Source organism: Corynebacterium yonathiae, assembly GCF_027570195.1.
Classification (GTDB): Bacteria; Actinomycetota; Actinomycetes; order Mycobacteriales; family Mycobacteriaceae; genus Corynebacterium; species Corynebacterium yonathiae.
The window spans coordinates 57,063-77,631 of record NZ_JAKMUZ010000011.1; the positions used below are offsets into that span (position 1 = coordinate 57,063).

Below are 20,569 nucleotides of genomic sequence, written 5' to 3' on the forward strand. Positions count from 1 at the left end.
TTCTATAAAAGAGTTGATATAGGAGCCGCCTAAATCACAGAACTTACCTGTTTCGCTGCAGGTGAGAGGGCCCTTATAGTGGCATGCGTTAATCCAATAGCATGCGAGTATGGAGGTGTTAGGTGGCTATTAGCGCCCTCGTGACTCTGATGGGCGTGTGGTTCGCGGCGATGGCCTCGCCGGGTCCAGACGTAGTGCAAATCATTCGCTTAGGTGCGCGTTCTACGCGCGCAGCCGTATGGGCGGCGCTTGGTAGTACCACCGGCCTTACCATTTGGACCGTGGCCTCCTTGGCGGGGCTATCCGCGCTGATTTCCGCGCACCCTGGCATCCTCGTGGCGCTGCAGGTTCTCGGTGGTTGTTACCTGCTGTGGATGGCCTATACCGCCATTACCGGTGGCATCAAGGAGCGCCGCGCGCCCGCAACCGTAGTGGGCACCGAAACCCGCGCCCCGCAGCCGCGCGGGTTTACGCCGGACGGCATTATCAAGGCGGCCACCGCCTATCGCATGGGATTCATCTGCGATCTCTCGAACCCCAAAGTGGTCATCTTCTTTGGCGCCATCTTTGCCAACTTCATCGACCCCGGCATGGGCATCGGTGCCACTCTCATGGTGGGTGCCGTATTGATTTTGGAAAGCCTCGTGCTCTTTGTAGGCGTGGCTTTGAGCACCCGCGCGGTATCGAAGTGGATGGCTAAGAACTCCGCCTGGGTGGATATTGTCAGCGGCGTGGTCTTCCTGCTGCTGGGTGTCATCATCCTTTTTGAAGGAGTGCGTGGCCTTATAGCCATGTAATCTGGGGCCATGATTTTTACCACTACTAATACCGTTGATGGCTATGAAATTACGGACTATATCCGCATCATCGCCGGGGAAACCGTCATCGGTATTAATATGCTGAAGGATTTCGGGGCATCCCTCCGCAATATCACCGGTGGACGCTCCGCTGGATACGAAAGCGAAGCCATCAAGGCGCGCGAGGCGGCACTCGATGAGCTGTGGCGCCGCGGGCAGGAGCTCGGGGCCGATGGTGTGGTGGGCATCGCCTTTGATTATTCGCCCATGGGAACGTCGAATGACATGTTGATGGTTACAGCTACCGGCACGGCGGTGAAGCTGCGCGCTCGTGATTAAAATCGGCAAGAAAACACTGGCCCTGTGTGCTGGGTTATGCGCGGCAGCCGGACTCATGGCGGGGTGCGAGGAAGAACCGCCGCAGCCGGGCAGCGTGCCGAATGAATCGCAAGGCGCGGCCGATGGCTATATCACCACGCTGCCGGACCAGGGCACAACGGCCAATGGCCGCTACCAGATCATTAACCTACAAAATCATCGCAGTTTTGTAGTCCACGTTCCGTTTAATGCGGATAAGCACCACCGCTTGCCCGTGGTGGTGGCGATGCACGGCTATGAGATGGACGCCGGCAATATGTTCAAAGGCACTGACCTTTCCCAAGGCGATGCCATTACCGTCTTTGTCCAAGGCGCGGGCAAGGCATGGGCGCCGGCACCGTATGCGGTAACCAGCTTGGACGATGACCTCACATACGTCGATGACACGATTGATTTCGTCCGCCGCCACTATCCCGCCACGGACACCACCTATGGCGTGGGCTTTTCCAATGGCGGCGGGTTCGCCCGTGCGGTGACCTGCAAGCGGCCGGGCCTATTCGATGCGGTGGCCACGGTCTCGGCGGCAAAATATGACCGCGTGGAAAAAGACTGCGCCAGCGAGCCCACCGATTACCTGGATATCCACGGCACCGAAGACGCGCTGATGAAATATGGCGGTGGGCGCCAACACGGAGCGCACTACCACTCGGCCAAACAATCGCTGCGCGGGATTGCGAAAGAAAATGGGTGCAATCCGTTCCCAAAGAGGCGTCGGAAAGACGCAGTGGAGCACTTTACCTGGCGGGTATGTGATGCGCGCACCGAGCAATACACCATCCACGGGGGCACGCACACGTGGAACGGTGGGGCTACGGACCATTCCGGCCTAGTCAAGGCAGAGTGGACCACTGATACGGTGCTGGATTTCTTCCATATCGACCACCCGTAGTAAGCGCAGCGCGCGGGCTGGGTAAGCTGGGCGGCATGCTAGACATTCCTATCAACGGCGACTCCATTAAATTGGGGCAGTTCATCAAGCTGGCGAGCTTGGTGGCTACCGGCGGCGAGGCCAAGGAACTCATCGCGGCAGGCGTGGTTACGGTCAATGGCGAGCCCGAAACGCGCCGGGGTGCCACACTTCACCCAGGCGATGAAGTGTGCATCGAGGATGCCTGCGCGCGGGTGGGCGAGTCGGACGATGACGATGATTATTTTGACGAGGCCACGGCCGACGATGACTTTGATCCGGAAAAGTGGAGGAATATGTAGATGCCAGCATTCGAAGCTGAAGTGGGCATGCCCTACTGGATTGACCTGACCACCTCGGACCCGCGCAAGTCCGCGCACTTTTACGAGGAGGTACTGGGGTGGGAGATTTCCGCCGAGTCTGCGGAGGAAAAGCCTTATCAGATGGCGCGCTTGCAGGGCCTGCCCATCGCCGGACTTATCCCGCAACCGGAAGAAGCACCCATGCCGGATACTTGGGTGACCTACTTCCTCTCCAAGGACATCGCGGGTGATTGCCAGCGCGCCGAGAGCCTGGGCGGGCGCATCCTGGTGGAGCCGCAGCAAGTGCAGCTAGGGCACATGGCTTTGCTTGCCGACGCCGCCGGCGGCATGTTCGGCCTCATCCAGCCCGCCGGCCCAGAGCACTTCGTCGCCGCCGGCGAACCCGGCACCCCGGTATGGCACGAGCTCACCGCAACCTCGGGTTTCCGGCGCGCAATGGACTTTTATGGAGAGCTTTTCAATTGGGAAATTCGCGCCATGCAGTCCGAGGATGAGAACTTCATTTACGCCACCGCGGAAGAAGACGGTGCGCCCTTTGCCGGCCTGTGGAACGCCGAGGGCCAGTTCCCGCCCCAGGTGCCGAGCTTCTGGCAGACCTACTTGGGTGTGCGCGATATCGACGCTGCTGCGAAGAAGGCCGTGGAACTAGGCGGCGAGGTCATCCGCGAACCATGGGATTCGCCCTTTGGCCGCATGTGCCTCTTGGCCGATTCCACCGGTGCGACCATCACCCTCACCGAGGTCGACGATGCCCCTGAAGAGGAGCCGACCGAATCGGATGACGTGTTGGGCCTTGACCTGCAGTAGTAGCGATGAGTGAGTCGCCACTGGTTAAGCGCGTACTGGCGGTGGTTGCCGTGATTCCACCCGGCAACGTCACCTCCTATGGTGAGGTGGCAAAGGTCGCTGGCTGCGGCGCGCGCAACGTCGGTACCGTGTTAAAGCGCCACGGTGCCGGTACCGCCTGGTGGCGCGTGGTCCGCGCCGATGGCACCTCACACGATCCCGCCCGTGCGGCGGAGTACTGGGACCGCGAGGCCATCGCCCACGCTGGCGGGCGCGTTAAAATGCACGAGCACGGAATCGATGCCCGCGAATTACAGGAGTTGATGGAGTGAGGGCCTGGGTCATTCTTTTCCTCGCGATTGCTAGCGAAGTCGTGGGTACCATCGCGCTGAAATACGCGGTGGACCATTTCTGGATCTACGGTGTGGCCGCTTTTTGTTTCATCCTCGCCTTCGTGCTCCTGCACCGCGTGATGCAAGAAGGCGTCAACGTGGGCGTGGCCTACGGTCTCTGGGCGTCCGGTGGAGTCATTTCCACCGCGCTGCTTTCCGCCGCGCTATTTGGCGAGCCGCTCGGAGCAGTAAAACTCGCTGGCATCGCGCTCATTATGGCCGGCGTATTCTGCGTGGAAGTGGGCGCTAAACCAGACGAGGATGAAGACCGCACGGTGGAGGTGGCACCGCAATGATCTGGTTTTTACTTTTCCTCGCTACCGCCATTGAGGTCACCGGCACGCTGTGCCTGCGCATGTCCGCGGTGACCGGCCGTCGCTTCTGGGTTGTGCTTGTCGCCCTGTGTTATGTCAGCGCCTATGGTTTCTTGGCGCTCGTGCTCAAGGCTGGCATGGACTTGGGCGTGGCTTATGGCATCTGGGCTGCCACTGGTGTCGCGCTTACCGCCGTCGCCTCATATCTCCTCTTCAAGGAGCCATTCACCTGGTTAAAATCCCTCGGAGTGGTTCTGATCGTCGGAGGAGTGCTGCTGGTAGAAGCTGGTGCGTAGCACCTGCGGGGGCGCTACTATATTTTCATGATGAAAAAGTTGGCGGTAGGTTCCCTGGTTACCGCACTCTCCCTCGCAATCGCCCCTGCCGCCCAGGCTGTCACCCTCGATCCGCACGCTGTGCCCGCGCGCACCCAGATCACCGTCCGACATGATTCCGGTGCGACTGTTTCCACCGCTAACGCCCATGAGTCTCGCCCCGCACTGTCTTTGAGCAAGCTCTACTTGGGCTATTGGGTCCTAAAATACGGTGCGCCGGCCGACAAAGCCCGCGTGGAGCACATGATCCGTGTGAGCGATGACAACGTGGCTACCGACTTGGATCGTCGCTACCCGCAGGCCATTCCCAGCATCATCCACGAGTTTGGACTGCGCGAAACGCACTACACCGGGTATTGGGGAACGACCACAACCTCTACTGAAGATGTAGCGCGGTTCACCTCGCGTATCCAGCACGATCCCATTGCCGCACCCATCATGGCCGGTATGGCTAACGCCGCCCCTGTGGCTGCCGATGGCTACCGCCAAGATTTTGGTACCTCACGAATTCCTGGCGTTATCGGTACCAAGTTCGGCTGGTCCGATAATCGCCGCATCCATGCCTCGGTATCCACCGCCCCAGGATTTACCGTAGCCGCCAATACCTACGGTGATGCGGGCACTCATACCGCAGATGTCACCCGGGCCGTACATAATGCCCCAGGCGCACTACCCGCAGCGGGCGGTTCTAGCCAAGCCATCGGCGCGCGCATCGAACGCGATTTGAATCTACAAGGCCCCGCGCGACAGGCCGTCCGCGATGCCACCCGCACGGCAGCGAGCTACGAGCGTCAAGCCTGCGCGAGCGCGAACCAGGCATTGGCGCAGGTAACGCCGATGCGCGTGTGTAACTAGGAGTGGCGGAGGCGGATTTAGCGGATGAAGGCGAGAGCGTCTTCGGCGGTGCTGTGGCTGTAGCTCTCGTCGGTTTTGGCGAGCTTATTGCCGCGCAGGACCAGCCAGATGCTTAGCGGGTAAAGGATAAGCGCTACCACGACGGCTTGGATGATGGAGGCCACCTCGGAATCGTGCAGGTAATTCCAGCAAAAGTGCAGGGTAAATGAGGCGGTTAGGGCACCGAGAAAGACGCCGATGCGCCACGACCAGGGTTTGGCGGCGGCATAGAGTGCCCAGCCGATGCCCCAGCCGGCCAGCGCGGTGAGCAATACGTGCAGGCCAGGGCCGGCGATAAGGCGCAGGCCCCACATTTCAAAAAGTCCCTGAATATCGCTATCGGGGTGCATGGTGGCGCCCATGGCGCCGTAGAGGATATTCTCGCAAGCCTCGAAGCCAAGGCCTACCACTGCGCCCACCATCCAGCCGTGCCATGGGCGGTTGAGTTGGCGGAAGGACATGAGCACGAAGATGACGCCGGTGGCCTTAGAAATCTCTTCCGGATAGGCACCGCTCCACGACATCATGGCGTCGACCCAACCGGTGCCGATAGCGAGCTGCATGACCGGTCCAGCGCTGATAAGCGCCAAGGCAACAGCTACTCCGCCGCCCCAAAGGAAAGCCAGCGTGGCCCACAGGCGCGCCGGGCGGGCCCACATGGGGCTGCGCTGTAGCAAGTAGATGACCAGTGCCACGAGTATGGCGGCGATGAGCAGGCTGAGCAGACCCATTAGAGGAGAGATTAAAAATGTGCTCAGCGTCTGGAAAAAGAAGGCGATGAGGCCGATGCCGGATAGGAGCCACAGCGTGGTGCGAAAGAGCTTAGACATCTAGAACATCAACTCCCCGGAGAAGTCAGCGAATTCTGAATTGGCCGCAGCAGGTAGATCCTTTTGGCCGAAGGCATGCCAAATGCGGGAGGAGGTGGCCCGTGCCTGATCGCCCTTGCCGGTCACGGTGACCACCCAATCCTTGTTTTCGTCCTCGCCGGTGCCGTCGAGGGAGAGGGCGGCGGTGGAGGAGGGGGCGTCGGTAAGCAGGAGTGCTCCGTTAGTGCCGTCGAAGGTAGGGGCATCGGCCGGCAAAGGCGCCATGGCTAGGGCGCGGACCATGCGGCGCAAGGTGGTGGCATCGTCTTTGGCATCTTCGGTAAGGGTGGCTTGTACGCTGACATCGCCGCAGGTCCAGCCAATGCTGGCGAAGGATTCATAATCGCGCTCGCAGTAGAGATCGGGAACGTCGATCTCCCAGTCCTGGCTGGGCTCGGTTAGGGTGACCTGCTCGACGTCCGCGGAGGAATCCGCCAGCGCCGCCTGCACGATCGCGGGCAGTGCGAGAACCACCGCTACGAACGCAATGACGGCGAGAAAAAGGCGCCGCGGATGCGCTGGAGGAAAGCGATAAAATTTCATGAACCACACCTTATCTTGCTGCTTTGCCCTAGAGTGGCAAGCATGAAAGATCTTTATCAACTAGTCAATGGACCCTGGCTGGAAAGCCACGTCATTCCCGATGATCGCGGTGTGGACGGCACCTTCCACGCGCTGCGCGATGAGGCGGAGGAACTCGTTCACGAGATCGTGGAAAAGGACACCGGCCGCCCGGGCAAGCTCTATGCCTCCTTTATGGATACTGAGGGAGTCAACGCGGCCGGCATGGCTCCATTGGATGCGGATCTGGATCGCCTGAGCGCGGCTAACCCGGAGGAGCTTGCGCAGCGCTTGGGTGAACTCGAGCGCACCGGTGTGGGCTCGCCGGTGACCTTCTGGGTATCTAAGGACTCTGGCTCCGAGGACGCCATTGCCTATGTCATTCAATCCGGCCTGGGCCTGCCGGATGAGGCTTATTACCGCGAAGAAGCCCACGCGGAGACGCTGAGCGCTTATGAAAAGCACGTGGCAGAGATGCTGGAGTTCCTCGATCCAGCTCGCCTCTTTGGCTTAGGTGCTGAGGTGGCGGCCCAGCGCATCGTGGGCCTGGAAAAGGAGCTGGCCGCTGGTCATTGGGATGTGGTCTCTACCCGTGATGCGGTCAAGACCTATAACCCGTGTGAATTTAGCGAGCTGCCCTCCATGACCCGCGCCCTGCTTTCCGGCGGCAACCTGCCAGAACACCGCGTGGTCAATATGATGCCGTCCTACCTCGAGCACTTCGAGGGCCTCTTTACCTCCGAACGCATGGCCGATTGGCAGCTATGGGCTACCTGGCACATCCTGCGTTCCCGCGCGGCCATGCTGCCGGAGGAAGTCGGCGCGAAGAATTTTGAGTTCTACGGCACCAAGCTCTCTGGCGCTACCCAGCAGCGTGACCGCTGGAAGCGCGCGGTAGGCTTGGCTGAGTCCCTCGTGGGTGAAGAGATTGGCCAAGTATTCGTGGATGAGCACTTCCCGGACTCCTCCAAGCGCGAGATGGATGAGCTGGTGGGCTACCTCATTGCCGCCTACCGTGAGCGCATCTCTCAGCTGGAGTGGATGACCCCGGCCACCCGTGAGCGTGCCTTGGAGAAACTTTCCCAGTTCAAGGCCAAGATTGGCTTCCCGGATTCCTGGCGCGATTATTCCGGGCTTGAGGTCTCCGGCAAGGGCGCGGACCTGTTGGCTAATGCGCGTGCCGGCTCTGCCTTTTCTCATGACTTCGAGCTGGCCAAGATTGGCAAGCCGGCCGATCGCGATGAATGGGTGACTACCCCGCAAACGGTCAACGCCTTTTATAACCCAGTGGTCAATGACATCACCTTCCCGGCGGCAATCCTGCGCCCGCCGTTCTATAACCCGGAGGCCGATGCCGCAGAAAACTTCGGCGCTATTGGCGCCGTCATTGGCCACGAGATCGGCCACGGTTTTGATGACCAAGGCTCGCAGTTTGATGGTCAGGGCAACCTGAACTCCTGGTGGTCCGATGAGGACCGCGCCGCCTTTGAAAAGCTCACCGCTAAGTTGGTAGAGCAGTTCAATGGCCAGGTGCCGACGGTGCTTAAGGAGGCCGGCATTGAATCTACTGGGGTGAACGGCAGCTTTACCCTAGGCGAGAACATCGGTGACCTGGGTGGCTTGGGTATCGCCGTGGTGGCTTTTAAGAACTACTGCGCCGATAAGGGCATTGACCTGCAGGGCAAGGAGGAAAAGTTCGAGGTAGACGGTGCTGAGCCAGAGCTGGCCGAACATACCTACAACGGCCTACAGCGCTTCTTCCTGGCCTGGGCCCGCGTATGGCGCACCGCCATCCGCCCGGAAATGGCCACCCAGTACCTAGCCATTGACCCGCACTCGCCGGCGGAGTTCCGCTGCAATCTCATTGCGGCCAATATTGCGGAGTTCTACGAGGCCTTTGCCGTGGCGGAAGACTCCGCCATGTACATTGCGCCGGAGGATCGCGTCACCATTTGGTAGACCTTTCTGCCGGTAGGCGGTGCGCGTAGGCTCGGTGGCATGACTAACGCAGATGCTAACCAGGACCCGCACCGCCCGCTGGAGCCCGGCCAGGAGTGGCATATTGGCGGCCAGGATCGCCAGATGGATGAAAAGGAGCAGCTCGAGCAGCTCGTTGCCTATATCGATAGCCACTATGACACCCCGGATTTCCGCCCACCGTGGGCCGGGGGTGGCTCTCCCGAGGCGGATCAGTATTGTGCGCTTTTGCCGGACCGGATTACTCACGCGGCTATGATGGTGCTCGGTACTGCGGTGGATCATGCGTTGCCGGGAACCGCCTATACGGAGGGCATTAGCGTGGAAGAATCCGAGGTGGGCGCCATTTTTCGGCCCACAAAACCCACTGGCCGTTGGGCGGTATCGCTCCATTCGGGCGGCTGGTGGCGCGGCGATGGCCAAGCGCTAGAGATGCAGTGGCGCCCTGAGGTAGCCGCCGCCGCACAGCTATCCGGTACCACCATCATTGATGTGGACTATCCGCTCGCGCCTGCGCACACCGTTGCGGAGATGGTCACTGCCGTAAAACGGGCCATTGACTATGCCCGTGCGCAGGGTGCTTCCAGCGTTGCCACCTGGGGATATTCCTCCGGCGGCGCGCTGGCCGCGCTTGCGCCTGCCGACGCCCTTCTGCTCACCTTCCCCGATTTTGGTGCCCTGGCGAATCTTCCAGAGGACCTGCGCGCCGGCCATGAAATTCCGGCAGATCTATCTGAGCTATGCCCGGATATATTCGTGCAGACCGCGACCGAGGATGAGATTGCTACGCGTGTTTCTGTGCCCAGCGCCGTGACGCGCGATTATGTTTCCACCCACCGCGTGTCTACTCCGGCGGTTGCCCGGCAACGCGTGCGGGATGCGGCCGCGTTCCTGGCAGGAGAGCTGGAAAGATAACAGCTTCCTGACGGTTTCATACTAAAAGGGAACTAGTTTCAACAAGGTTGCGACTAGTTCCGCATGACCATATCCACTCATGGCGCGCTATCGCGCCTGCATAAATTCGCCGGCGTAATCATTGCGCCCTTTCTCATCGTCGCAGCGTTAAGCGGGTTTCTTTATGCCTTGGCGCCCACCTTTGAACCGTGGATTTACCACGATGAGGTGACAGCCACCGCGCAAGGCAGCCCGCGCAGCCTTGATGAACAGATTGCCGCCGCCCAGCGCCAGCACCCGGATGGGACCGTGGTTCGAGTCGAGCCTTCCGAAGACCCGCAGGAGACCACCCGAGTTCTTTTCGACGACCCCACCGCCCCCAACTCCAGCTATACCCACGCCGTCTTTGTAGACCCGGTGGATCTGCACATCACTGGGGAACTACAACAATATGGCGGCTCGCGGGCGCTGCCCTTCCGCACGTGGGCCTCTAATGGCCACCGCACCCTATGGTTGGGCGAGCCTGGCCGTCTCTATGCCGAACTCGCGGCCTCGTGGCTCGGCGCGCTGAGCATCCTCGGCCTCTACCTGTGGCTCAAGCGTAAGCAAAGGAATAAGAAGCAGCCCTCGAAGGTACTGGCGCTGCACGCCCGCGTGGGTGCCTGGTTGTTGCCGGGCTTCCTCTTTCTTACCGTTACCGGCCTGACATGGTCGCTGGTGGCGGGCACAGGTATTGGCAAGGTGCGGGAGGAACTTAATTGGAAGGAACCGTCCGTGGCGACCTCTGTTGCAGAAGCGGGGGCTAGTACTGGGGCGGGGGAGCATTCCGGCCACGCCGGCCATTCGGGCCATGTCGGGCATGCGGGGCACAACGGCGCTGCAGAACTTGCCGGGGCGCAAACCGCGTTATCGACAGCCCGTAGCCAAGGTTTGACCGGAGTCTTGGAAATGACCCCTCCGGAAAAACCAGGCGATGCGTGGGGCGTGCGGGAGGCTCGTGCGGCCTTCAAGCTACGCAGCGATGCCGTGGCAGTGACCCCAAACGGTGAGGTAATCGACCGCATCAATTCCGCCGATTGGCCGCTTGCCGCGCAGCTCACCTCGTGGCTCATCCAGCTGCACATGGGTACGCTCTTTGGAATCTACAGCCAGGTCGCCTTGGCAGCGCTGGCCCTCGGTCTGCTCGTGGTGAGTATCGCGGGTTTGTGGATGTGGTGGATAAAGCCGCGCCGCAGCCTGCCCGAGCTAAAAATTACCCCCGCCGTGCTGGCGGGGGTGGTGGCCTACTCGATCATCGCGCCGCTCTTTGGCGTCTCGCTGTTGATCTTTTTCCTAGGCGATTGGCTCGTGCGACGATTGCGCGCCCCGAAGCGGGGTCGGGGCGCTGCCGCAGGCGAGACTACTCTTCGCCCTCGGGACGAATCTTCATCTCGGAGTCTTGCCACAGACCGGAGCGCGTAATGTCCTCATAATCAATCTCGGCTGGGACTGGGGCGTTGCCTTGTGAATCGGTACGCAGTTCGTACTTTTCAATGGCACCCCAATCGCGCGCCCAATCATTATTGAGGTAGCTCGGGATCTCATAGGAGTAGTTGACCGCCTCCGCGGTGGACATGGCGCCACCGCCAGAGAAGGACTGGAAGTCCGTCAGCGAGGTCTGAGCCGAGGAATCCGGCAGGATGCGGTACTCCGGGATTTCCGTGACGCCGGCAAAGTGGTCAAAGGTGCGCTGGCACGGGAACTGCAGGGCCACTGCCCAGTCCAGCAGCGCCGGGGTGTCCTTGGAAAACTGGTTATTGATGGTATCCAACTCCGGCACGCGCGGCGGGGTAAAGGCCAACCAGTCATCCTCATCGGTGGAATCATCCGTGGCTACCAAGCGCACCACGTTGGCATCCTTTGGCAATTTATCCAGCGGCAGTCGCAGGTTGCGCCACTTTGGCGTGGCGCCGACGGCGGAAAGTTCTTCCTCGCCGGTATTGGTGACCTTGCCGGAGTCATCGATGGTGCCGTACTCGAGGCTAAGTTCCATGCCTTCTTGCTCCACCCCGTTGACGTCGTGGTGGTAAATATTGCCAGCTGCAGCTACGGCGAGCACCGGGGTATTGTCCTTGGCCTCTGGCAGGTTGTACCACTTGGTGGTCACCTCAGAAGTGGAGTCTTGCTCCTCGGAATAGGAACCCAGCACCGGGACCTTGGTGTAATCCAAGTTGAACGGTAGGTGCATGGTGGAACCATTGACGCCCTGGGTGCCGCGCACGCCGCCCTCAGAGGTATTGGTGGTTTCCTTGGATTTCTTGTCGTTCTTTTCCTGCTTATCCTTCGACTCCTGGGAATCGGCAGAATCGCTCGCGCCGCCGGATTCAGCATCCGCGCCGGAGGTAGCGGTATCCGCGTTATCGGAAGAGGAATCGTCGGAGCCATCCCCAATGGCACCCACGGAGGCGGAGTTCTGGTTTTCTGGCTCAATTGATTCGGGGATGAAGTTCGGGTCGAAGCCGGTATGGGTTTCGTCTTCATCCACCAGGGAATCGCCCAAGTCGCCTTCGACAGGGGTCAGGAATGAGTCATTGGTGTTGGTCTCCACCATGGTCTGATCCGCCAGCGCGCAGGTATTGCCGCGCAGGGAGGCCAGGTTGCCCTTGCCCACGGAGTAGGAATCCGCCTGCGAGACGGTGGCCTTGGCAAAGGAAGCACACGATAGCGCCACCACAATGGCACAGGCCAGGGCGATAGGTGCGGACATGATACCGGCGGAGCGCGAAACCTTGGCTGCAGCATTCTTTTCAAATTCTGCAAGCGCTCCGGCCTCTTCTGCCTGGGACTTGCGGTAGCTATGGCGCAGGGACTGCACCACGCCAATAGCGAAGATGATCAGCGCGATGGCGAGCAGCACCTTATTGGCCTCGATGGCCTTGAACTGCACCGTGCGATCCCACCACGGGATGCCAAAGGACGATACGTACCACCAGGCATTCCAGCCGGCGAAAGAGATGGCCAGCAAGAAGACCACCGCGGCGATGGCAAAGGTGCGAGCGCGCGGTGAACGCAGCGCGAACTGGGAGAGCACCACGGCACCGAGCGCCGCGATGACACCGGCCACGCCGGCGTAAATGCCAAAGTGGTGGGTCCACTTGGTTGGGGTGAACATGAGGAAGAACATGGACAGCGCCACGATAATGAGCAGGCGCTGGGTCGGGCCAACGGCAGCACCGACGACGCGACGGTCCTTGATAAAGGCCGCCACAATCAGCACTAGGCAGAAGAGCATGGTGAAGACCGCGAAGCGGCGGGTGAGCGAGCCATCCACGGATTCCTGGAAGAGGGTGGAGTAGCGCGCGTACTCCGCGTACCACGGCAGGGAAGGGCCAACCTCGGAGCGCACGCGGGTGGACTCCAGCACGGTCGATAGTGTCTGGTCACCAAAGGCGGCCACCATGATGGCGGTGCCAGCGCTAAGGAATGGCGCAATGAGCGAGAGCCAGCCCAGGGCGCCACCGCCCATGGACGGCACGCGCTCGGCCATGGCGCGGAAAAGGTGCGGCAGGCTGACCAGGAAGACGCCTACGGCGAAGAGACCGGTGGGGCCGGCGGCCAAGGTGATGGTTGCGGCGATGGTGCCCACAGCCGCTGGGAGCAGCCGGCGGGTGGCGATGGCGCGCTCAAAGGAGGCCCAGGTAAACATCACACCGAGCGCCACGATGGGCTCGGGGCGGGTGCCGTTGTTATAGGGCAGCCAAAAGGCCAGGAACATCAGCGCTGCGGTCCAGTGGGCGACCCGGCGGCCGTCGACAAGCTGGCCAAAGCGCGGCAGCATCTCGCGGGAGAGGATAAACCAGATGATGAGCCCGGATATCAGGCCCGGCAGGCGCACGAAGACCGAGGCGGTAGAAATCTGGGAAAGAACGGCAACCAGGTCATAATAGGGAGAACCGAAGGGCGCCTCCGGCACTCCGTACCAGCGGTAGTAGTTCGCCATGTAGGTCGCGTGATCGAAGACGCGGCTCATGGAGAAGATAAAGCCATCATCGGAGGTATTGGCGCCGAGGATGTACCAGAATCCTAAAATGGTGGCGACCACGCCATCGAGCGGGCGTACCTTCTTCCACGTTTTCGGCATAAAGCCGAAGCGGCGGCCGTCGAGACGATCGATGCGCCACAGGCAAAACAGGGACACGACCACCATAGCGATGCCCAGCCACATTGCAATGGTCTTAAGCAACGTCGGGGAAGAGGTAAAGCGGGAGTTGATATCGACGTGGACATTGAGGCCGTCATCAAGCAAGGCCTGCACGTCTGCCTTATCGTCGATTTCGGTATAGACACCGGTGACCTGCGGGCGCAGATCCTCCTCGGTGGTCTTTTCATGCTCGCCCACGCTTACGGTGGTGCCATCGCCCGTAGCGGAAATCTCAATCTTGGCGTCCTGGGGCAGCTTAGCTACCTCTTTAGCGTTGAGGGTAAGCAGCACCTCGTCCAAGGACACAACGGACAGGCCCTTGTCATTGGCGCGGACGAAAAGGCCACGGTTGGAGGCCTTCTTGGACTCCGGGGGCACGGTGCCGTAGACCATAGACTGGCCCTCGCGCAGCTCATCCACTGCGGAGATAGGAATGGTGGCCTTGAGGTCCTCTGGGGCGACGGAAATGAGTGGCGCGTTGATGGACTGCACGGAATCATGCTGCGGCCAATCATAAGAGGACTGGGTTTGGGTCACCGGCAGCAGCGGGGTCGCTACAAAACACAGGAAACCAATCAGCCCGGCAATGATTGCGGTCCACCGCAGGCCCGCGGGGGCGGCGGTAAAACGGGAGCCGGCAGCGGCAGGTCGCGCTTGGGCGGTATTCGTAGTGAGGCTATCTGACACGGCGATTAGTCTACGTCAGATAACCCTCTCTGCCCGCGGGCACACCCGGCCGCGGGCGGGAAGTGTGGGTGAACTTACTTAGTGCGAACGGCTGTTACAAAGGGGCCGGTTTGCTGCAACTTCCAGCCCTTGTCAAAGACATCGGCGTTAAAGAAGACCGCGCGATAGCGAATATTCGGCTGATTGGGGTAGATATCTTCTGCCAAATGTAGCTTGAAACCATCGTCCTTATTTTCTAAATCACCGCGGAAGATCATGACATCCGGGCTGCGCCACGCAGCGGAATCCAGGGCCTTGCGGAACTCATCCGGCTTCATGTCCCAGGAATCGTTGGCCCAGGTTTCAATCTGCTCATTGCGGGTGCTGAACTCACCCAGTGGATTGGCATAGTGGCTGGTAAAGGCGTTGAATCCCCAGTAAGGGTAATAAGACATGAAAATCTTTTCATCCGTGAGCACCACCGTCTCATCCGGCGTATAGCCCTGGTCCTGAATGAAGTTGTGGATATCCAGGTAATAATGAGCAGAATCGCTAGTGAAGCGGTCGGCGCGCTCGCCATAGCCATCGGTATCGCTATAAGCGTGATCGATAGCGTCCTCGTTGGCCTCCGGAATCTGCTGCGCATAGTAGACGCCTGCGAGGGCCAAGATGATGCCAAAGACTGCGGTGATTTGCTTATTGGTGGTGTGGGAGAAACGCGCCGGGTAGAGGCGGTGTATGCCGAGCAGGCGCACCTCGGCCAGAGCGAGGATGCCGGCGGTGGCAAACAAGAGCACCACGATGACCTCAAGGCGGAAGCTGAGCAACGTGGTACCGGCCAGCGTTGCCACCATAGACACCACGGTCCACAGGTAGGTGCCGACGAGGGAGATACCCAGCGCGCGCACCTCAACGTCATTGAGGCGAATGACGAGATAGACCAGACCCATAAGGCAGAGGAAGCCAACAATGCTAAAGGACAAAAATGGCACCGGAATCTGCGTGCCTTCCTCCGGCAAGTAGTGCTGTGCGGTGGTCTGTAGGGGCTCCGGCGAGTGCATAATCGCCCATAAATAGGGTCCCCAGGCGATGAGCGCGATGGCAATGGAGCCTGCCGCCATTACCGCCAAGCGCACGATGGGGCGCCACGTATGCTCATACAGCGCGGTAAAGAGCGCGATGAGGCTGACCACGGTGAGCGCGGCCGCACCGGTAAAAAGTGTATAGAACGTAGCGGAAATCCCCAGGTAGAGGGCCACACCCAGGGTGGACATCCAGGAGCCATGGAAGGCGCGGGCGCTGAGCACCGCGATGGCGGGCAGCCCCATGGCGATGACCGCGGAGTAGGGCTCTTCGGCTGCGATGGTAAGCGTAATCGCGGTGGTGACTAGGGCGATGGCGGTGGCGACTGGCAGTGAACTGGTGAGGCGCTGCCAAATCGGCACCAAAATGCAGCCGGCTACAGCAATGGAGATAAGCGCCCAGGGCTGGTAGACCTCCCAGCCCGGAATGCCCAGCAGTGCCCCTAAGCGGCCGCCCAGCCAGAACCAGCCAATCGGGTAAAAGGAGGGCATATCCTGGTAGTTCATGTCCGCATAGCCCATCTCATCCACCGAGCGGGTGAGGAACTGGGTGCGGAAGGCCTGGTCCACCTGTACGCCATCAAGCCACAAGCGGGAGGCGGACAGAGGCAGGCCCACGGTGGCGAGGGTCAGCAGCGCGGGGGAGAGGTAGGTGACCGCGTAGGTCAGCCAGACCCGCCAGCGCGGACGGGTAAAGGAGTCCTTGTAGTGGTCATAAAGCCACCACACGCACAGCCCACCGGCTAGGGCCAGTGTGATCACCACACCTACCGTGGTCAGCGCGCGGGTGACCATGGAGGTATTAAAGGACGGCAACGATACCGCCTTGAAAGCAAACCAGCCCAGCAGCGTTAGAGCACCGCCCGCCAGAGTGGCCAGTACAACACCCAGCAGAGTCGCGCGATGGCTCAGCGCATCGGCACGATAGGCCTCGGTGCGTTTATCCTCGCTCACGGGCGTTGACTGGGTGGGTACAGCTGTGCTTGTCATGCCCATTAGTTTCGCATACCCAAGCGCCACAACCCAGATTTGGCGCGGGCAGGAAAGCACTTGCTTTCCGACGCCCCCTTAAACACCACCGCCCCCGCCACCTCCCTGTCGCGGGCGTGCGGCGAGGCGGAGGAGCGGGGGCGGGACGGGGTGGCCAGCAGGCGGCAGCGCGGAAAGCCGCGGCGTTTTAGAACGGCAGCTTGCGGAAGATGGCCTGCGGAATGAACTTGAATGCCAAAGAAACGTACTCAAATAGCGGGTGCACGAAGATGGACTGCTTGCCATCGAGCACGGCCTTTACGGTGGCCTCGGCAACATCGGAGACGTTGACGGTCAACGGGGCTTCGCCAGCCTCGGCGGACATCTTGGTGCGCACCTGGCCTGGGCGGACAACCAGCACGTTGGCACCGGTGCCGCGCAGGGCCTCGCCCAGGTTGATATAGAAGCCGTCTACGCCAGCCTTGGAAGCGCCGTAGACAAAGTTGGAACGGCGCACGCGCATGCCAGCTACGGAGGACATGGCGATGATGGTGCCATGGCCCTGGTGCTTGAACTTCTCGCCCAGAAGCACGCCCACGGAGACCGGGGCGGTGTAGTTGGTCTGCGCGGAGGCGACGGCCTTGTCGTGGTTCTGCCACAGCTCTTCCTGGTCACCCAGGGTGCCGAAGGCAACGATGGCCACGTCTACGTCGCCACGTGCCCAAGCCTTATTGATTACCTCTGGGTGGGAGTCAAAGTCCGTGGCGTCGAAGTCTAGAACCTCTACGTCAGCGCCGCGGGATTCCAGGTCTTCCTTGGCCTGGGCGATGCGCGGGGACTCCGGGCGGGCAGCCAGGGTGACCTTGGCTGGTCCCCGCTGCAGGAACTCGGAGACGACGCCGAGACCGATCTCGGAGGTGCCGCCCAAAAGCAGGATGTGTTGTGCTTGGCCTACTGCATTAAGCATGGTCAGTAAATCTCCTTAAAGGTGTTATTTCCAGTGATTAGTGCAGCTCGAGGCGGCGGGACATATCGGAGGCGAAGACGCCGGTCGGGTCGATTTCGTTGCGTGTCTTTAGCCAGCCCTCCATGCCCGGGTACATCTTGTGGAAGTTCTCCGCGGAAGTGCGGGACTCCTTGGCCAGGTAGAGGCGGCCGCCGAATTCCATCACGCGGCGGTCCAAGTCATCCAGGAAATTGCCCAGGCCCGGACGGATGGGGAAGTCCACGCAGACGTTCCAACCCGGCATCGGGTAGGACAGCGGTGCGCGGTTGCCCTCACCGAAAAGCTTGAACACGTTGAGGGCGGAATAGTGGCCGGAGCGTTGCATATCGCGGATGATCTCCTTGAACGGCTTCACGGCCTCGGTCGGTACCACGAATTGGTACTGCAGGAAGCCCTTGGAACCGTAGCCGCGGTTCCACTCCCCAATGAGGTCCAGCGGCTGGTAGAACTGCGTCAGGTTCTTGACCTGGTTCTTGGCCGGTGCACCCATAGTGTAGTAGGCCAAGCCCACAGCGGAGAGGGAAAGCTTATTCATGGTCCAGGACGGGAAGATATCCGGCACCGTCATCAGCTGCGGCGCATTGAACTTCAAGGGATCCTTAGCCAGTTTCGGGGCTAGCTCTTCCAGCTGCGCCAAGGTGGCCAGCGAACCGCGGGAAATGGTGGAGCGGCCCAGCTTTGGTTCTGGCGAAATGACATCGAACCAGGCGGAAGAATAAGTGTAGTTGTGCTCGGAACCATCGGAGTGGAACGCGATGGTTTCATCCAAGTTATCGGTGCGGTCCGTATCCGCGATGAAGTAGGCAGTTTCCGTCTTGGTCATGCGGATGGTGGCGCGCAGGATGATGCCGGTCAGGCCCATGCCGCCAACGGTGGCCCAGAAGAGGTCGCCGCTCGGGTCATCCTCGGAGCCTTCCGGGGTCAGGTGCAGCACGCGGCCATCAGCCACGAGCAGCTCCATGGAGACCACGTGGTTACCAAAGGAGCCGGCGGAGTGGTGGTTCTTACCGTGAATATCCGGGCCGATTGCGCCACCGATGGTGACCTGGCGGGTACCCGGCAAAACCGGAACCCACAGGCCATAAGGCAAGGCAGCCTTCATCAGCTGGTCTAGGGTGACACCACCATCGACGTCCACTAGAGCAGACTCTGGGTCGATGGAGTGGATCTTATTGAGCTTTTGCATGTCGATGACCAAGCCGCCGCCATTTTGGGCGGGGTCACCGTAGGAGCGGCCCATACCGCGGGCGATGACGCCACGGCGCAGGTGGGCGGGCTTATCCGAGTTATCTTCTGCCACCTGGGCTACGGCCTTCTTGATGACGTCCACGTCTTCGGTGGCGAGGACATGAGCGGTCGTTGGGGCGGTGCGGCCCCAGCCGTGCAGGGACTTTTCAGTGGTATGTAATTCCATCTCTTACTCTTTGCTCGACGGATTTGTATCGCTTCCCTAGCCTACCTAGCTCACACGAGGGTAGACGGAGTGACGCGAGTGATATTCAGAACAAAACGGACGCTTGTACTGCCCGAATGTGCCCGTTTATAGATCCATGAGCGCGCGGATCTCCTCCGGCAGCTCTTCTTGAGATTCAATAATCGGGCCCTCATACTCCCGCAAAAGTTCATAGACGCGAGCGCGCGAGGAGGAATCCAGCATGGGCAATTCCTCCGCCATCAGGCGAGTCATAAAAGGGCTCAACGGCACATCGGTGTGCTCCGTGGCCTCGAAGTGGCCGTGGCGTTTATCGTCCTCTGCGCGCACATCTTGCGCCGCCTGCTGGGCCGGCGTCATATGCTCTGTCTTTTCCGAGTACATGCGCATTAGCTTACCGCCGCTTAAAGTAGTCGCTATGACCAACAACCGCGAGACGCAAGATAAGCACCAAGATAACTACGCCCTCGATGACACTCTGGTTGGCCGTATCACCCAGGCCGCCGCCGTGGGCATTGCGACCTCCTATCCGGATTGGATCACATCCAAGGGCGGCTTGATCACCGCGTATACCTTGTCTTTCTTTGGCTTTGGCGCCCTAGTGGCCTATACCAACGCGCACGCTGAGCAGGACGGCGATGAGCCGCGCTCGCCGCAGGATAGTGCCGATCAAGGCCTCAAGCCCTGGGCTATTTTTGCCGCCGTGGTGCTGCTGCTCATCCTGGGCGGGTGGATGAACGTTGCCCTTTCCCGCCGGATGGTGAAGTTCCTGCGCAAGCGCGGTGCCAAGCGGCCGTGGACCCTCTTGGGCGCCATTGGAGCGGCGCTGACGTTCCTCATTAGTGAGCTGGAAGCGCGCGATATGGCAAAACTAGCTTCCTAAAACTTGCGTATGGTGGAGCTCATGAACGCAGGGGTCACCGATATCGCACAGGCGCGGGCCAAACGCGCCGATAGCGTGGTATCCCTCAAGCGCGAGCCCCTCACCATCATCTGCCAAGCCGCGAATATTCGCGCCGATGGCGAGGTGCACCGCCAGATTGGTTTTAGCGATGCTCTGACCTTTACCGAGCTACACCGCGTTCTGCGTATCTGCTTTGGCTTGCCGGAGGAGGAATCTCCCTGGCACTTTTATGAACACACCGAGGCCCGTGGCCCGCGCATCGATCCGGAGCGCCAGTCCTCCGAATTTCTCTGGCGCGAAGGCGATCAAATCGACTTCGCCTGGGGCCTATGGGACTTCGAGCTGGTAGTAGCTGAGATCTATCCGCGCGATAATGGCACTCCGGAAGCGCTATGCGTGGGCGGCTCGGGCTCGCTCTTTCAACCTTTTGAGCTGACGAGCGTCAACCGCGAATTGACCGGGCAAGAGGTTACCGATGAGGTCTTTTCCGCGGTATCGTCACCCGTGCGCGATTTGATTGAGCGCACCAAACTCTATGATTTCGTTCCACTGCTCCAGGCGATGGACCTAGGCAGGGACACTGACCTATCGCCGCATATTGCCCGCGTGCTTGCCAGCCTGCCGCGCGAGGTTACCCATGAAGGCAAAGATGCCTTTTGGTCTATGGCGCTCGCCCTATCCTGCATGGGCGGCGTAGAGCTTACCGATTCCGTCGTGGAGACCACCATGGATGCGCTCGGCTGGGTCAATGACGACGGCACGGCGCTGACTGCGGCCGAAGTGCGCGAGCTGTGCGCGGCGTCGTTGCAGCAATTGGCCAGGATTGGTGCCTATGGTGCCGAATCCGCCGCGCCGGTGGACCGGTTGGACATGTACCGAGCGCTCCTGCGCGGGTAGGCTACT

Annotated in this window: 21 protein-coding genes; 14 read left to right on the forward strand and 7 right to left on the reverse strand. The window is 60.6% G+C overall.

What is annotated here, in order from left to right; translation table 11 throughout:
• Positions 1-122: 122 nt before the first annotated feature.
• From L8V22_RS06890 to L8V22_RS06930, 9 genes are read left to right on the forward strand one after another with little or no spacing between them, the layout of a single operon-like run.
• Positions 123-797 carry a LysE family translocator gene (locus L8V22_RS06890; RefSeq protein ID WP_238801691.1) on the forward strand — a complete coding sequence of 225 codons (675 nt, stop codon included), beginning with the start codon at positions 123-125 and terminating at the stop codon, positions 795-797.
• Between the two features lie 9 nt (positions 798-806).
• Complete coding sequence (locus tag L8V22_RS06895) at positions 807-1,136, forward strand: YbjQ family protein (RefSeq protein ID WP_005323228.1); 330 nt, start codon at positions 807-809, stop codon at positions 1,134-1,136.
• A complete protein-coding gene (locus tag L8V22_RS06900; RefSeq protein WP_238801692.1) occupies positions 1,129-2,064 on the forward strand; it encodes a CE1 family esterase in 936 nt (311 codons plus the stop codon). The genes L8V22_RS06895 and L8V22_RS06900 overlap by 8 nt, the downstream gene beginning before the upstream one ends.
• 35 nt (positions 2,065-2,099) lie before the next feature.
• A complete protein-coding gene (locus L8V22_RS06905; RefSeq protein WP_238801693.1) occupies positions 2,100-2,384 on the forward strand; it encodes an RNA-binding S4 domain-containing protein in 285 nt (94 codons plus the stop codon).
• The gene (locus tag L8V22_RS06910) at positions 2,385-3,212 is read left to right on the forward strand and encodes a VOC family protein (protein WP_238801694.1); all 828 of its coding nucleotides are present in this window, start codon (positions 2,385-2,387) and stop codon (positions 3,210-3,212) included.
• Positions 3,213-3,217: 5 nt separating this feature from the next.
• A complete protein-coding gene (locus L8V22_RS06915) occupies positions 3,218-3,523 on the forward strand; it encodes an MGMT family protein (RefSeq protein ID WP_238801695.1) in 306 nt (101 codons plus the stop codon).
• Positions 3,520-3,879, forward strand: coding sequence for a DMT family transporter (locus L8V22_RS06920; RefSeq protein ID WP_238801696.1), 360 nt, complete (start codon positions 3,520-3,522; stop codon positions 3,877-3,879). Before L8V22_RS06915 ends, L8V22_RS06920 begins: the two co-directional genes overlap by 4 nt.
• Positions 3,876-4,193 carry a DMT family transporter gene (locus tag L8V22_RS06925; protein WP_023027792.1) on the forward strand — a complete coding sequence of 106 codons (318 nt, stop codon included), beginning with the start codon at positions 3,876-3,878 and terminating at the stop codon, positions 4,191-4,193. The genes L8V22_RS06920 and L8V22_RS06925 overlap by 4 nt, the downstream gene beginning before the upstream one ends.
• Before the next feature lie 27 nt (positions 4,194-4,220).
• Complete coding sequence (locus tag L8V22_RS06930; RefSeq protein ID WP_269966427.1) at positions 4,221-5,087, forward strand: hypothetical protein; 867 nt, start codon at positions 4,221-4,223, stop codon at positions 5,085-5,087.
• A 17-nt stretch (positions 5,088-5,104) separates the two neighbouring features.
• Here L8V22_RS06930 and L8V22_RS06935 read toward each other — a convergent pair whose 3' ends face one another.
• Positions 5,105-5,956 carry a PrsW family intramembrane metalloprotease gene (locus tag L8V22_RS06935; RefSeq protein ID WP_238801698.1) on the reverse strand — a complete coding sequence of 284 codons (852 nt, stop codon included), beginning with the start codon at positions 5,954-5,956 and terminating at the stop codon, positions 5,105-5,107.
• Positions 5,957-6,538, reverse strand: coding sequence for a hypothetical protein (locus L8V22_RS06940; RefSeq protein WP_238801699.1), 582 nt, complete (start codon positions 6,536-6,538; stop codon positions 5,957-5,959).
• A gap of 42 nt (positions 6,539-6,580) precedes the next feature.
• Here L8V22_RS06940 and L8V22_RS06945 point away from each other — a divergent pair, with 42 nt between their 5' ends.
• The 3 genes from L8V22_RS06945 to L8V22_RS06955 all read left to right on the forward strand — a co-directional run bounded on the left by L8V22_RS06945 (position 6,581) and on the right by L8V22_RS06955 (position 10,888).
• Positions 6,581-8,515 (forward strand): M13 family metallopeptidase, encoded by a 1,935-nt coding sequence (locus L8V22_RS06945; RefSeq protein WP_238801700.1) that lies wholly within the window; start codon positions 6,581-6,583, stop codon positions 8,513-8,515.
• A gap of 39 nt (positions 8,516-8,554) precedes the next feature.
• The gene (locus L8V22_RS06950; protein WP_238801701.1) at positions 8,555-9,448 is read left to right on the forward strand and encodes an alpha/beta hydrolase; all 894 of its coding nucleotides are present in this window, start codon (positions 8,555-8,557) and stop codon (positions 9,446-9,448) included.
• 63 nt (positions 9,449-9,511) lie between these two features.
• Positions 9,512-10,888, forward strand: coding sequence for a PepSY-associated TM helix domain-containing protein (locus L8V22_RS06955; protein ID WP_238801702.1), 1,377 nt, complete (start codon positions 9,512-9,514; stop codon positions 10,886-10,888).
• Here the strand turns inward: L8V22_RS06955 and L8V22_RS06960 are convergent.
• From L8V22_RS06960 to L8V22_RS06980, 5 genes are all read right to left on the reverse strand, one after another.
• Positions 10,827-14,294: an arabinosyltransferase domain-containing protein gene (locus L8V22_RS06960; RefSeq protein ID WP_238801703.1), complete on the reverse strand. Its 3,468-nt coding sequence runs from the start codon at positions 14,292-14,294 to the stop codon at positions 10,827-10,829. The genes L8V22_RS06955 and L8V22_RS06960 overlap by 62 nt on opposite strands.
• 74 nt (positions 14,295-14,368) lie before the next feature.
• Complete coding sequence (locus tag L8V22_RS06965; RefSeq protein WP_238801704.1) at positions 14,369-16,345, reverse strand: galactan 5-O-arabinofuranosyltransferase; 1,977 nt, start codon at positions 16,343-16,345, stop codon at positions 14,369-14,371.
• 187 nt (positions 16,346-16,532) lie between these two features.
• Entirely contained in the window at positions 16,533-17,291 is a 759-nt protein-coding gene (locus tag L8V22_RS06970; RefSeq protein ID WP_238801705.1) for a decaprenylphospho-beta-D-erythro-pentofuranosid-2-ulose 2-reductase, read from the reverse strand.
• A gap of 37 nt (positions 17,292-17,328) precedes the next feature.
• The gene (locus L8V22_RS06975) at positions 17,329-18,744 is read right to left on the reverse strand and encodes a decaprenylphosphoryl-beta-D-ribose oxidase (protein ID WP_238801706.1); all 1,416 of its coding nucleotides are present in this window, start codon (positions 18,742-18,744) and stop codon (positions 17,329-17,331) included.
• Between the two features lie 126 nt (positions 18,745-18,870).
• Positions 18,871-19,146, reverse strand: a complete 276-nt coding sequence (locus L8V22_RS06980; protein ID WP_238801707.1) for a hypothetical protein — start codon at positions 19,144-19,146, stop codon at positions 18,871-18,873.
• A gap of 34 nt (positions 19,147-19,180) precedes the next feature.
• Between L8V22_RS06980 and L8V22_RS06985 the strand changes: the two genes are divergently transcribed.
• Complete coding sequence (locus tag L8V22_RS06985; protein ID WP_238801708.1) at positions 19,181-19,645, forward strand: hypothetical protein; 465 nt, start codon at positions 19,181-19,183, stop codon at positions 19,643-19,645.
• Between the two features lie 9 nt (positions 19,646-19,654).
• Complete coding sequence (locus L8V22_RS06990; RefSeq protein WP_238801709.1) at positions 19,655-20,563, forward strand: plasmid pRiA4b ORF-3 family protein; 909 nt, start codon at positions 19,655-19,657, stop codon at positions 20,561-20,563.
• Positions 20,564-20,569: the final 6 nt, after the last annotated feature.